Below are 12,805 nucleotides of genomic sequence, written 5' to 3' on the forward strand. Positions count from 1 at the left end.
TGTGCTCGCGGATTCCTCTGTGACCATTGTTCATGCCGTGTTGGAGTGCCGCCCGGCCGGGAAAGTTCGCCGCAGGCCACAACTGGTTGTCGCAGCCAAACCGCCGAACCCGGATTTCTCCCGGCCCCTCGGCGGTGTTCGCGGCTTATCGATGCCTGCGGCCAATCAGGACGACATCGAGGTGATTCATAAGCACGGCCGATAGATCGGGCGGGGGTGAGGTCGGCGCCGGGAGGATGCGGGGCGTCCTGTCTGACGAACGAGGAGTCGTGATGACGTCGTCTTTTCCCGCATCGACCGTGCCTGGGTATCCGAGGATCGGGCCGGATCGGGAGTTGAAGCGGGCGCTGGAGTCGTACTGGGAGGGCCGCACGGGCCGCGAGGAGCTGGAGGCCACCGCGCGGCGGCTGCGGGAGGACACCTGGCGGCGGCTGACCGCGCTCGGTCTGGAGGGGCTGCCGTCGAACACCTTTTCCTACTACGACCAGGTGCTCGACACGGCGGTGCTGCTGGGCGCGGTGCCGGAGCGCTACCGGCGCGACGACGACCTGGCGACCTACTTCGCGATGGCCCGCGGCGCCGAGGGAGTCGCGCCCCTGCGCATGACCAAGTGGTTCGACACCAACTACCACTACATCGTCCCGGAGATCGGCCCGGACACGGTCTTCTCCCTCGACGCCGCCAAGCCGCTGGCCGAGGTGCGTGAGGCCCGCGCGCTGGGGCTGGAGACCCGGCCGGTGCTGGTCGGGCCGGTGACGTTCCTGCTGCTGGCGCAGGCCGCCCCGAACAGTCCGGGCACTCCGGGTAGTTCAGACAGCGCGGGCAGTTCGGGTAGTCCTGAGGGTTTCGTGCCGCTCGACCGGCTGGACGACGTGGTCGAGGTGTACGCCCGCCTGCTGGCCGAACTCGCCGCCGAGGGCGTCGGCTGGGTGCAGCTCGACGAGCCCGCCCTGGTCGCCGACCGCACCCCCGCCGAGCTGGCCGCGGTCGAGACGGCATACGGCCGGCTGGGGCGGCTGGAAAACCGGCCCGCGCTGCTGGTCGCCTCCTTCTTCGGGGATCTCGGTGAGGCGCTGCCCGTGCTGGCCGGAACGCCGGTCGAGGCCGTCGCCCTGGACCTCGTCCGGGGCACGGCTCACGGGGTGGACGCCCTGGCGGGCAAGACCGTCGTCGCCGGCGTGGTGTCGGGCCGCGACGTGTGGCGCACCGACCGGGAGCGCGCGCTGGCCACGCTGCTCGCCGTACGGGAGCGCGCGGGGCGGGTCGCGGTGAGCACGTCGTGCTCGCTCCTCCACGTGCCGTACGACGTGGAGCGGGAGACCGGCCTCGATCCCGTGCTGCGACGGCGGCTGGCGTTCGCCGAGCAGAAGGTCGCCGAGGTGGTCGAGCTGGCGCACCTGCTCGCCGCCACACCCGATGGGCAGCCGCCGCGAAACGACGCACCCGATCGTCTCCAGCCACGGCACGACGCGTCCGGCGGTCACCCGGCGCAGAGCTGCGCCGCATCCGGCCCCGGGCACTCCGCCGCGTACGACCGTTCGCACACGTCCCGGGCGGTGGAGGGCCGCGCTCCCTACGCCGTACGCGCGGCGGCGCAGGCCGAGCACCTGAAGCTGCCGCTTCTCCCGGTCACCACGATCGGCTCGTTCCCGCAGACGGGGGAGCTGCGCCGGGCCCGGGCCGCGCTGGCGACCGGGGAGATCGGCGAGGCGGCGTACGAGAGCATGGTCCGAGCGGAGATCGAGCGGGTGATCGCGCTGCAGGAGCGGCTCGGGCTGGACGTCCTCGTGCACGGCGAGCCCGAGCGCAACGACATGGTGCAGTATTTCGCCGAGCACCTCGACGGCTTCGCCGTCACCCGGCACGGCTGGGTCCAGTCGTACGGCTCGCGCTGCACCCGCCCGCCCATCCTGCACGGCGACGTACGGCGGCCCGAGCCGATCACCGTCCGCTGGGCGCGGTACGCGCAGTCGCTGACGAGCAAGCCGATTAAGGGCATGCTCACCGGCCCTGTGACCATCGTGGCGTGGTCGTTCGTCCGCGACGACCTGCCGCTCCGCGAGGTGGTCCTTCAGGTCGCCGACGCCGTACGGGAGGAGGTGGGCGATCTGGAGGAGGCGGGCATCCGCGTCATCCAGGTCGACGAGCCCGCACTGCGCGAGCTGATGCCGCTGCGGCGTGCCGAGCAGGCCGCGTATCTGGAGTGGGCCGTCGCGGCGTACCGCTGGGCCACCTCGGGCGCGAGCGAGCGCACGCAGATCCACACGCACCTGTGCTACTCGGACGCCGACCAGATCCTCGCCGCGATCGACGCACTCGACGCCGACGTCACCAGCATCGAGTCGGCGCGCTCGCGGGGACGGCTGCTCGGCGCGGTCGGCGCCTTCCCCCGGGGGCTCGGGCCGGGCGTGTACGACATCCACTCGCCGCGCGTGCCCGGCGTCGACGAGGTCGAACACCTGCTCACGGGGGCGCTGCGGACGGTGCCGGCCGAGCGGCTGTGGGTCAACCCCGACTGCGGGCTGAAGACCCGCTCCTACGAGCAGGTCGAGGCCGCGCTCGCCAACGTGGTCGAGGCCGCGTTGCGTCTGCGTGGCCGGTACGCCTGATGGATACGCGCCTCGCGCCGGCCCCGCCTACGCCGGCCGCCCGGCGACAGCATGCAGGGGCGGGCCGGTCGCGTTTCCGCTAAAGGCCGACACTGGCCAGGACGACACCCCGATAGAGGACGAGCGGGGCGCCTCCGTCGAGGCGGGCCAGGACGATTTCGTCGTCCGGGCCGGGACCGGCCGCGAGGTTGTCCCGGGGGCGCAGGGAGACGATGAGGTGCCGTCCGTCGGCGGTGGGCAGCACTCCGGCGACGACCTGGTCCTTCCGGGCTCCGGTGGCGATCCGGACCGCCCCGCCCGGCTCGCCGACGGCCGTGAGAGCGGGCCCTTCACCAGAGAACAGGATCCGGCGGCCGGGCAGGGCCGCGACGGGGGACGTCCCCGCCGGACCCGCGACGGCGACCCCGTCGCCGGAGACGGCGACCACGCCGCGGTCCGGCGCGAAGCGGAGCCCCGCCAGAAGGCGCGCGCCGGGGACCGGTGCCTCCTGCCCCGCAGGGGTGCCCCCGGGCAACGGAGTGGCCTGCTGGGCCCGCGGAACGGTGACGGCCCGGCGTGCCCGGGCCTGCCGCAGGTCGACCTCCCACACGTCGGCGGGCCGCGGGTCACCGATGTCCGCGTCCCGGGCGAGCACCGCGACGAGCGCGTGCTCGCCCGCGACGACGATCTTCGCGCCGCCGTCGCTCGCGGGGAAACCCTTCACCGGGGTGAGCGCGCCCGTCCGCAGGTCGGCCACGACCAGGCGCGGGCGGCCGCGGCCCGCCATCGCGAGGGCGCGCCGGCCGTCCGGCACGAAGGCGACCGTGCCGACGTCGTCCACAAGGCCGCGGACCTCGCCGTGGAAACCGGCGACGACGAGCGCCGGCGCCCGGTCGTCCGCCCGGAGGATCGTCACGTATCCCTCGGGGGTGAAGACGTCGGGGCCGCCGCGGCTCGCCCCGCCGGCCGTGACGGCCGTGCCGTCCCGGACGTCGATGACGGCGAGGGTCTCGCCTCGCACGTACGCCAGGTGGCGCCCGTCAGGGGAGACGGCCGCAGGGAACTCCGGCACGACGAGCGCCGGGCTCGCCGTGCCGGTCCGCAGGTCGATGCCGCCGATCCTCTTCCGTTGCCCGGCGTACCAGTACGCACCGCCGTTGGGGGCGCGCTCGCACTGCGCCTCGGGCTCGGGCCGCTCCATACGGCCGTCGGTCCGGACGAGGACGCAGCGGCCGGTGGTCGCGGAAAGCTCTCGTCCGAGGGAGAACGTCCCGGTGAGGAAGACGTGCTGGGGCAATTGGGCGTCGATGACGTTTCCGGCCGCCAGGACGGCGTCCCGGGGATCCCCGGCCAGGCCGCGCACCGCGATGGGAAGGGCCGGATCGCCCAGCGCGACCTCCGCGTGGCGACGGACCCAGGCGCCCTTCGCGAGCGCGTCTCCGAAGCGGCCCACCCGGATCAGTCCGAGCATGTCGTCCCGCATCCGGTCGGGGACGCGGGCGAGGAAGACCGCGGCACCGGGACCGCTGACACCGGCGGGCAGCGGATTGACGCGAGCGGCCAGGCTTTCCGGCGGTCCGCCGGGGGGGCAGGCCGCGAGCGACGGCATGGCGAGCGACAGGAGAGCGAGCAACACGGCCGCGGGCGTACGCAGACCCATGAACGCGATCTTAGGTATGCCCGTCATCGCGCGTCCTCCCCGGGGCCGAGGAGAACGCTCAGCCGGATCTGGCGGAGTTCCGAGGAACCACCAGACCGGACTCGTAGGCGAAGACGACGAGCTGGGCGCGGTCACGCGCGCCCAGTTTCGTCATCGCCCTGCTCACGTGGGTCTTGGCGGTGAACGGGCTGATCACCATGTGCGCGGCGATCTCCTCGTTGGTGAGGCCGCGCGCGACCAGGGCGACGACCTCCCGTTCCCGGTTCGTGAGCGCCTCGAGCGCGGCCGTCGGCACGGCATCCGGCGGCCGGGAGACGTATTCGCTGATGAGCGTCCGGGTGACCGCCGGGGACAGCAGGGCGTCGCCGCGCGCCGCGACCCTGATCGCCTGGATGAGCTCCACGGGGTCGGTGTCCTTGAGCAGGAAGCCGCTCGCGCCCGCCCGCAGCGCGTCGAACACGTATCGGTCGAGCCCGTAATTGGTCAGCATCACCACGCGGGTGGCGGCCAGGCGGGGATTGGCGGCGATCCGGCGGGTCGTCTCGATGCCGTCCATCACCGGCATCTGGATGTCCACGAGGGCGACGTCCGGAACGTGGCGCTCGGCCAGCGCCAGGCCCTGCTTGCCGTCGCCCGCCTCGCCGACCACCTCGACGCCCTCCTCGGAGTCGAGCAGGGCCCGGAACCCGGCCCGGATGAGGGCCTGGTCGTCCACGAGCAGCACCCTGATCAAGTCGTTCCCTCCTCCGCCGTAAGGGCGGTGACGCCCGTCCGCGGGACGGCCGCAGGTTGTTCGGTCCCGATACGGGCTCCGGTGCCGTTGCCACGCTCGCCGGTGGAGCCACCGTCGGCGGAGATTCCGTCGGCGGGGACCGTGTCTGTGGAGACCCCGTCGGTGGAGGCTCCGTTCGCGGAGGCTCCGTCGGCGGCGGGCGGCGCGGCCGCGAGGGGCAGCTCGGCGTGGACGACGAAACCGCCGTCCGGCCCCGGTCCGGTCCGCAGCCGGCCGCCGAGCGCGGACACCCGCTCCCGCATTCCGGTCAGCCCCACCCCGACGCGAATCGCGTCCGGGCGGACCCCGGCGCTCGCCTCGGCGGTCGCGCCCGCTCCGTTCGGCGATGCGGCGCCGGACAGGCCCCGGCCGTCGTCCTCGACGTGGACGACCAGGGTGTCGGGCAGGTAGCCGACGTGCACGGACGCCGAGGCGGGGCCCGCGTGCCGTGCCACGTTGGTGAGTGCCTCCTGCACGATCCGGTAGGCGGCCAGGTCGACCTCGGGCGGCAGGGCGCGGGGTGTGCCGGTGACCGCCAGCGTGGCCGGCACGCCCGCCGACCGCGCCCGCTCGACCAGCTCGCCGATCCGGTCGGCCCTGGCCGTGCCGGGCGCGTCGTCAGGGCCGGGCTCGCGCAGCACCTCCAGCGTCGCGCGCAGCTCCCGCATGGCGTCCGCGCTCGCGTTCTGGATCGCCAGCAGCGCGGCCGGCACGTCATCGCCCCGCTTGCGTGCCAGATGGACGGCCACGCCGGCCTGCACCTTGATGATCGAGATGCTGTGGGTGAGCGAGTCGTGCAGCTCTCTGGCGATGCGCAGCCGCTCCTCGCCGGCCCGGCGCAGCGCGGCCTCCTCACGGGTGCGCTCGGCCTGGATGGCGCGCTGCTCGGCCTGGCGCAGGTACGCCCGGCGCTGCCGGGAGACGACCCCCGCGACGTTGGCGGCGACGAACCACCCGAGCAGCAGGTTGACCCCGTCCACCACCTCGCGCGGGGTCCGGGTGCCGAGATCCGACAGCTCCACCAGGAAGACGCCGCCGAGGTAGGCCGCGCTGACCAGTGCCGCCCACACACGCCGGCCGGAAACGGCCGCCGAGTAGACCGTGATCAGGACGGGGAAGGCGGTCGTCGTCTCGAAGTGCACCCGCAGGGCGTAGGCCAGCATGCAGGCCGCGGAGACGACGAGCGCCGTCACCGTCGCCGTGCGCCGTGCGGCCAGGGCGGCGGACCCGGCCAGCAGCAGCACGTAGTCGACCGCCCCCACGTCGGCGAGGCCGCCCGGCGAGCCGGGCAGCAGGGTGCCGCCCACGAGCAGCGCCGCCACGACGATCGCGATCGCGACGTCCGCGACATACGTGCCGGCGATGCGGCGGCGCCACACGCTCGCCCCGGTGTCCGCGAGGGCCGGTGGGGTCACGGAAGCACGCTCCTGCGGGCACGCCGGTGAATCCGCGATCACCGATGCGCCCGGGGACGCCGCTGGGCTGTGGGACGCCTGACGTCCGTGATCGCCGTCCATGTCTGAAGGGTAGCCCGCGCCTGCTTCGCGCCGCCTCCTCCCGGCGGATCGATCCGGCGCTACTCCCACCGGAGTACGGCGGCCGTCTCCCGCATGCCGGGGAGCGGCTCGGAACGCCTTCCGCCGTACGACGACGGGAGCGGCGGCGCTCGGCACGATCAGAACGAAAAGCACGACCGATGGGGAGACCGAGATGCCGACGCCGTACCGCTACGTGACCCCGGTGCCCGTGGAGGCGGCGACCGGGCTGATCGCCGGGGTCTACGGTCAGATCGCCCGTGATTTCGGCGTGGCCCGCATGCCCCTGTTCGCGGCGTTGTCCCCGGCTCCCGAGGTGCTCGCTCCCACATGGGCGGTGCTGCGTGAGTCGCTGCTCGCCGGACAGGCTCCGAGGGTGACCAAGGAGGTCGTCGCCGTGGGGGTCTCCCTCGCCAACAGGTGCCCGTTCTGCGTCGACGCGCACACCGTGCTCCTGCACGCGACCGGCGAGCACCGGCTGGCCGAGACCGTCGCACGCGGGGAGGCGCCGGCCGATCCGGAGCACGCCCGGCTGCTCGTCTGGGCCACCGGCACGGCCACGGCCGGGCAGGCGCCGCCGTGCCCGCCCGTCCACGCGCCCGAGTACATCGGCACGGCCCTCGCCTTCCACTTCATCAACCGGATGGTGTCGTCGCTGCTGACCGACGACCTCCTGCCCGCCGGCCTGCAGCGGTCCCGGCTCATCCGAGGCCTGGGCGGCAGGGCCCTCGCCAGGACGGTGCGCCGCAGCCTGCCGCAGGGGGAGGCGCTGCCCCTGCTGCGGGGGCTGCCGTCGGGCCCGGCCCCCGCCTGGGCGGCGGGGGCCCCGGCCGGGACCGCGTTCGCCGCGCTGCACGCCGGAGCGGAGGAAGGGGCCGCTCTGCTGGACGGCACGGCGAGGGAGGCGGTCATCGAGGCGGTGGCGGCGTGGGACGGCGGACACCCTCCGCTGTCCGGCCGGACGTCCGATCCGCTGGCGGACGTCGCGCCCACGCGCCGCCCGGCGGCCCGGCTCGCTCTGCTGGCCGCCCTCGCGCCGTACCGGGTGACCGACGCCGACGTCGCCGCCTGGCGGGAGGCCGGGGGCAGCCGGTCCGACGCCGACCTCGTGCGGCTGCTGGCGTTCGGGGCGATCACCGCCGTCCGGCGGATCGAGTCCGCCCTCGCCGTACGGGCCGCCTGAGACCGGACGGGTCAGGAGGCGGGGGCGCAGACCGACCGGCGGTATCTGCCGGGGGAGATCCCGTGCTCGCGTTTGAACGCGTTCCCGAACGCGAACTCCGAGCCGTACCCGACGCGCCTGGCCACCTCCGCCACCGAAGCGTCCGTCTCCTGCAGCAGGCGGGCCGCGGTGGACAGCCGCCACCAGGTGAGATAGGCCAGGGGCGATTTGCCGATCAGGTCGGTGAAGCGGCGGGAGAAGGCGGCCCGGGACAGGCCGGCCCGCTCCCCGAGCGACTGGACGGTCCAGGGGTGGGCGGGGTCGCGGTGCATGGCGTCGAGGGCGGCGCTGACGGCCGGGTCGGCGAGGGCGGCGGCCCAGCCCGAGTCGGCGCATTGCTCTCCCTCGGCCTCGAACCAGGACCGCAGGATGTAGAGCTGGAGGGTGTCGAGCAGGGACGAGATCACGGTGTCCGCGCCCAGGCGTGGCGTTTCGATCTCCTGGGCGAGCAGGTCCACCGTGGCGCGCAGCTCGGGATGACGGCCGAGCCGGGCGGGCAGATGGATCACGGCAGGCAGTGACCGCAGGCTGGGGTGGGACCTGGCCTGGTCGAGCCGATACCCGCAGCACAGCGTGACCGTCTCGGCTCCGGTGCCACCGAGGGCGGTGCTGATCACACCGGCGTCCCGGTACGGGTCGCAGACCGGTTCGGTCAGGGGAGTCGCGGGGCTGTCGGCCAGGCCGTACCCGCCGCCCTGCGGGAGGAACACCACGTCCCCCATGCTCAGCGCGACGGGCTCACCCTCGGACGGGAGGAACCAGCAGGACCCGCGCAGAACCACCTGGAAGGTCGAGGAGCCGGGCTCCCCCGGGAAGCGCTGCCCCCAGGGCGCGCGCCAGGAAATCAGCGCGGAGCGGGGCCGGCCCGTACGCATGATGGCGATGACGTCGCTCAGGACATCCATGCGGAGAGTCTAAGCGGCGAGACTCCCGCGTATAAATGCCAGATCCACACGCATTGGTCTTCTCGCGGCTGCTTCCTAGAGTTGTCCACGTCAGATGCCGCGGGCCCCGGCGCCGAACCCCCTTTCAGGGAAAGAGACCGCTCACAATGATCAAAATAGGCGTCATCATCGGCAGCACCCGTCCCGGTCGCAACGGGGCGGCGGTCGCGCGCTGGGTCCACGACCTGGCCGTCAAGCGCGGCGACGCCGACTACGAACTGATCGACCTGGAGGACTACGCACTGCCGCACCTGGACGAGCCGGTGCCCGCCGCGGCCGGACAGTACGAGCGCGCCCACACCAGGAGGTGGTCGCAGGCGGTCGCCGCCCTCGACGCGTTCGTCTTCGTGACCCCCGAGTACAACCGCTCGACCTCGGGCGCCCTCAAGACCGCGATCGACTTCCTGTACGCGGAGTGGACGAACAAGGCCGCCGGGTTCGTCGGCTACGGCGTGGACGGCGGCTCCCGCGCCATCGAACACCTGCGCCAGATTCTCGGCACGGTCAGCGTGGCGGGCGTGGCGCCGCAGGTCACGCTCTCCATCCGCGACGACTTCGAGAACTTCTCCGACTTCCGGCCCGCCGCCCGGCACGAGGATTCCGTGCGGCTGATGCTCGACCACGTCGTCTCATGGGCGGAGGCCCTGCGTACGGTCAGAGCGTGACCGGAAGGGAGGTCAGACCTCCAGCTCGCCGGACCAGATGGTCACGGCGTGCCCGGCGAGCTCGACCCGGTCGCCGCGCAGGGTCGTGCGCACGGTCCCGCCGCGCCGCGACACCTGCTCCCCGACGAGCGCGTCCCGGCCGAGCCTGCCCGACCAGTACGGCGCGAGCACGCAGTGGGCCGATCCGGTGACCGGGTCCTCCGGCACGCCCACACGGGGGCCGAAGAACCGGGAGACGTAGTCGGCGGAGGTGCCCTCGCCGGACGCCGTCACGATGACGCCCCGGGCCTCGACCTCGGCCAGCCGCACCATGTCGGGGTCGGCGGCCCGCACCTCGTCGGCCGACCCGACCTCGACCAGGACGTCGAACCGGCTTCGCCCGACCCACAGCGGTGTGACGCCGAGGGCCTCGGCGAGGCCGTCCGGCGGTGGGCACGACGCGGGCGGGTTCGCCGGGAAGTCCATCGTGATCAGGCCGTCGTCCGACTGCTCGGTGGCGAGCACGCCGCTCTTCGTGGCGAACTCCAGCCGCCCGGACTCGCCCACGGAGTAGAGGACGTGCGCGGTGGCCAGGGTGGCGTGCCCGCACAGCGCGACCTCGACCGTGGGAGTGAACCAGCGCAGCGAGCGCGGTCCCTCGTCCAGCCGCAGCACGAAGGCCGTCTCCGAGTGGCGCATCTCGGCGGCCACGGCCTGCATCCACTCGTCCGGCACGGTGTCGTCGAGAAGGCAGACCGCGGCGGGGTTGCCCCGGAACGGCCGGTCGGTGAAGGAGTCCACGGTGAAGACGCGCATGTCTGCGGATTCTACGGCCGCTCGCTTTCGCCGGCGGGACGGCCGAGCGCGGCGAGGGTCTCCCGGGCGACCTGGAGCTCCTCGCGGGGCCGTACGACGAGGACCGGCAGACGGGCGTCCGGCGGGCTGACGACGCGATCCCGGTCCACATCGGACACGGCGGGCGGTTCGACGCCGAGCAGCGGCAGTCTGTCGCACACGGCCTCGCGCACCTCGGGCTGGTCCCAGCCGATCTCGCCGGTGAACACGAGCGCGTCGAGCCGGTCGAGGGCGGCCGTCACAGCGGAGATCTCCCGGCTCACCCGGTAGGTGAACACGTCGAGCGCCAGCGCGGCGGCCTCCTCGGGCGATGCGACCAGGTCGCGGGTGTCGCCGGACAGGCCGCCGGAGAGCCCGAGCAGGCCGGAGTCGTGCTCCAGCCCGTCACGCAACTCCTCCGGCGTGAGGCGTGAGCCGGACAGCAACCACAGGAGCATGCCGGGATCGACGCTGCCCGCACGCTTGCTCATGGGGACGCCCTCCAACGGCGTGAACCCCATCGAGGTGTCCACGCTCCGGCCGTCGCGTACGGCGCAGACCGAGCAGCCGCCGCCGAGATGCGCGAGGACCAGGTTGAGCTCGCCGGCGGGACGCCCGAGCAGTTCGGCCGCCCGCCGGGTCGCCCACGCGTACGACAGCCCGTGAAAGCCGTAGCGGCGCAGACCCCACCGGCGCCGCCACTCGGCGGGCAGGGCGTAGGTGGCGGCGGCGGCGGGCAGTCCGGCGTGGAAGGCGGTGTCGGGACACAGCACGTGCGGCACGGAGGGCAGCACCCGCCGGGCCGCCTCGACCAGCGCGAGCGCGGGCGGCACGTGCAGCGGTGCGAGGTCGGCGTACTCGCGCACGGCCTTCACCACGCCGTCGTCGGCGACCGTGGGCGCGCGGACGGCCTCTCCGCCGTGGACGAGCCGGTGCCCGACGGCGGCCACCCCGACGTCCGCCCCGGACAGGAAGTCCGACAGCGTACGCTCCGCGGCGGCGGGGTCCGGGCTGTGCTCGCTGTGCTCGGTCCGCAGCACGCGGGAGTCCCGCACCAGATGCAGTTGCAGGCTGCTGGAGCCGGCGTTGACGGTGAGCACGACCGGTGTCATGGCCTCCGTCTCCCCGGCGACTCGATGGGCAAACCCCGGCAGGCCGCCCGACAGAGCGGTCGGGAAATTACGGACGTACGGCGCAGAGCAGCCGGTTGTCGCCGCGCTGCCACAGCGTGCCGATCTCGGCGAAGCCTGCCGCGCGGAGGGCCTCGACGTGGGTGGACAGGTGGAGCGACTCCGAGCCGTGGTGCGCCGCGGTGGCGGGCCGGGGCGCCGCGACGCCGGCGAGCTCGGGGTCGGCGGCGATGGCGTCCCACCATTGGCGCCAGTCCTCGGGACGGCCGGCGGCGAAACGTCGCCGCTCCTCGCTCTCATGGATCGCCCGCTCCAGCCGGCCCAGCACCGGTGTGGTGTCCTCGGAGCTGAAGTGGTCGCCGTTGAGGAACAGCCCGCCCGGCCGCAGCACGGCCGCCAGCTCGGCGTACACGGCTCGCAGATCGGGCTCGGCCAGCCAGTGCAGGGCGGTCGTGCTCACCGCCGCGTCCGCCGGGCGGTCGAGGCCGAGCGCCCCGCTCCATCCCGGCTCGCGCAGGTCCAGGTCGGCGAAGCGCAGGCCGTCGCGGCCGCCGTACGCCGCCCGGCCGAGCGACAGCAGCAGGGGGTCGGCGTCGACCGCGACGACCGTGGCCCGGGGAAGACGGCTCAGCAGGCGGGCCGAGAGCGACCCGGGGCCGCAGCCGAGGTCGATCACGAGGGGGTCCGGGCGGCCCGCGCCCGCCTCGACCGCGTCGATCAACGCGGTGAAGCGCTCCTCCCGGTCGGGGAGGTAGCCCTCCTGCTGGCGGTCCCAGCGGTCGATCCACCGAGTGGCGACGTCGAACGTGAGCATGCCGTCTCCTTGTGACTGGCTTGTATGCTTTCGGCAGTTACAACGTAGAACGCAAGGACGTAACTGGTCAAGTGAACTTCAACAGTCACACCGATGCCGTCGTGTCGGTCGCCGTCGGCCTGGTCAACACGCTCACCGAGGGTGAGGCGCGGGGCAGGCCGTACGAGCCGCCCACGGGGGAGGCGCGGGCCGCCGCGGTCGCCGACGTCCTCGCGACCGGCGACAAGCGGGCCCCGCGGGTCGCCGAGACCGAGGCGGGCGCGCTCGCGGAGGTCGCGGGACGACTGCGCGCCGTGTTCGAGGCGGTGACGCGCGGCGACGTGGACGAAGCGGCGCTCACCGTGAACGGGCTGCTGGCGGAGACGGACGCGCGCCCGCACCTCGACCGGCACGACGGGGAGCCCTGGCATCTGCACTTCCACGGCGCGGGCGGCACCCTGGCCGGCAACTACGCGGCCAGTTGCGCGACCGGCCTCGCCGTGGTGCTCGGCAGCGAGTTGCACGACCGGCTCGGCGTGTGCACCGCGCCGCACTGCGACCGTGTGTACGTGGACACCTCACGCAACGGCACCCGCCGATTCTGCTCCACGGCCTGCCAGAACCGGGTGAAGACCGCCGCCTTCCGGGCGCGCGGCGCCTGACCCCTCAGCCCGGCGAACGCC

General features: G+C 73.8%; 11 protein-coding genes. 4 read left to right on the forward strand and 7 right to left on the reverse strand.

Translation table 11 applies throughout. The annotated features are described in order from the left end of the window. The first annotated feature begins 272 nt into the window (after positions 1-272). Entirely contained in the window at positions 273-2,609 is a 2,337-nt protein-coding gene (gene metE, locus AB0O28_RS36225; protein WP_363647104.1) for a 5-methyltetrahydropteroyltriglutamate--homocysteine S-methyltransferase, read from the forward strand. Positions 2,610-2,688: 79 nt separating this feature from the next. On the opposite strand, the gene AB0O28_RS36230 is transcribed toward metE, so the two are convergent. The 3 genes from AB0O28_RS36230 to AB0O28_RS36240 are packed head-to-tail and all read right to left on the reverse strand — an operon-like array spanning position 2,689 to position 6,435. Continuing rightward, entirely contained in the window at positions 2,689-4,275 is a 1,587-nt protein-coding gene (locus AB0O28_RS36230; RefSeq protein WP_363647105.1) for a hypothetical protein, read from the reverse strand. A gap of 31 nt (positions 4,276-4,306) precedes the next feature. Continuing rightward, entirely contained in the window at positions 4,307-4,981 is a 675-nt protein-coding gene (locus AB0O28_RS36235) for a response regulator transcription factor (protein ID WP_363647106.1), read from the reverse strand. Continuing rightward, complete coding sequence (locus tag AB0O28_RS36240; RefSeq protein ID WP_363647107.1) at positions 4,978-6,435, reverse strand: sensor histidine kinase; 1,458 nt, start codon at positions 6,433-6,435, stop codon at positions 4,978-4,980. Before AB0O28_RS36240 ends, AB0O28_RS36235 begins: the two co-directional genes overlap by 4 nt. A gap of 295 nt (positions 6,436-6,730) precedes the next feature. Here AB0O28_RS36240 and AB0O28_RS36245 point away from each other — a divergent pair, with 295 nt between their 5' ends. Then, positions 6,731-7,738: a carboxymuconolactone decarboxylase family protein gene (locus AB0O28_RS36245; protein ID WP_363647108.1), complete on the forward strand. Its 1,008-nt coding sequence runs from the start codon at positions 6,731-6,733 to the stop codon at positions 7,736-7,738. Positions 7,739-7,749: 11 nt separating this feature from the next. On the opposite strand, the gene AB0O28_RS36250 is transcribed toward AB0O28_RS36245, so the two are convergent. Beyond that, the gene (locus tag AB0O28_RS36250; RefSeq protein ID WP_363647109.1) at positions 7,750-8,682 is read right to left on the reverse strand and encodes an AraC family transcriptional regulator; all 933 of its coding nucleotides are present in this window, start codon (positions 8,680-8,682) and stop codon (positions 7,750-7,752) included. 146 nt (positions 8,683-8,828) lie between these two features. On the opposite strand from AB0O28_RS36250, the gene AB0O28_RS36255 reads away from it, so the two are divergent. Then, positions 8,829-9,386, forward strand: coding sequence for an NAD(P)H-dependent oxidoreductase (locus AB0O28_RS36255; protein ID WP_363647110.1), 558 nt, complete (start codon positions 8,829-8,831; stop codon positions 9,384-9,386). A 12-nt stretch (positions 9,387-9,398) separates the two neighbouring features. Here the strand turns inward: AB0O28_RS36255 and AB0O28_RS36260 are convergent, their stop codons facing one another. The 3 genes from AB0O28_RS36260 to AB0O28_RS36270 all read right to left on the reverse strand — a co-directional run bounded on the left by AB0O28_RS36260 (position 9,399) and on the right by AB0O28_RS36270 (position 12,143). Continuing rightward, positions 9,399-10,181 (reverse strand): PhzF family phenazine biosynthesis protein, encoded by a 783-nt coding sequence (locus AB0O28_RS36260; RefSeq protein WP_363647111.1) that lies wholly within the window; start codon positions 10,179-10,181, stop codon positions 9,399-9,401. Positions 10,182-10,192: 11 nt separating this feature from the next. Next, positions 10,193-11,311, reverse strand: coding sequence for an acetate/propionate family kinase (locus AB0O28_RS36265; protein WP_363647112.1), 1,119 nt, complete (start codon positions 11,309-11,311; stop codon positions 10,193-10,195). A gap of 67 nt (positions 11,312-11,378) precedes the next feature. Beyond that, entirely contained in the window at positions 11,379-12,143 is a 765-nt protein-coding gene (locus tag AB0O28_RS36270) for a methyltransferase domain-containing protein (protein ID WP_363647113.1), read from the reverse strand. Positions 12,144-12,214: 71 nt separating this feature from the next. Here AB0O28_RS36270 and AB0O28_RS36275 point away from each other — a divergent pair, with 71 nt between their 5' ends. Continuing rightward, a complete protein-coding gene (locus tag AB0O28_RS36275; protein WP_363647114.1) occupies positions 12,215-12,784 on the forward strand; it encodes a CGNR zinc finger domain-containing protein in 570 nt (189 codons plus the stop codon). The last annotated feature ends 21 nt before the right edge of the window (positions 12,785-12,805 follow it).

It is taken from the genome of Microbispora sp. NPDC088329, from assembly GCF_040685655.1.
Classification (GTDB): Bacteria; Actinomycetota; Actinomycetes; order Streptosporangiales; family Streptosporangiaceae; genus Microbispora.

What these genes read in the sequence shown, in the direction of transcription:
- AB0O28_RS36260 (WP_363647111.1), bottom strand. Translation starts at nt 10,181, where the DNA reads ATGCGCGTCTTCACCGTGGACTCCTTCACCGACCGGCCGTTCCGGGGC.
- AB0O28_RS36230 (WP_363647105.1), bottom strand. Translation starts at nt 4,275, where the DNA reads ATGACGGGCATACCTAAGATCGCGTTCATGGGTCTGCGTACGCCCGCG.
- AB0O28_RS36245 (WP_363647108.1), top strand. Translation starts at nt 6,731, where the DNA reads ATGCCGACGCCGTACCGCTACGTGACCCCGGTGCCCGTGGAGGCGGCG.
- metE (WP_363647104.1), top strand. Translation starts at nt 273, where the DNA reads ATGACGTCGTCTTTTCCCGCATCGACCGTGCCTGGGTATCCGAGGATC.
- AB0O28_RS36270 (WP_363647113.1), bottom strand. Translation starts at nt 12,143, where the DNA reads ATGCTCACGTTCGACGTCGCCACTCGGTGGATCGACCGCTGGGACCGC.
- AB0O28_RS36250 (WP_363647109.1), bottom strand. Translation starts at nt 8,682, where the DNA reads ATGGATGTCCTGAGCGACGTCATCGCCATCATGCGTACGGGCCGGCCC.
- AB0O28_RS36255 (WP_363647110.1), top strand. Translation starts at nt 8,829, where the DNA reads ATGATCAAAATAGGCGTCATCATCGGCAGCACCCGTCCCGGTCGCAAC.
- AB0O28_RS36265 (WP_363647112.1), bottom strand. Translation starts at nt 11,311, where the DNA reads ATGACACCGGTCGTGCTCACCGTCAACGCCGGCTCCAGCAGCCTGCAA.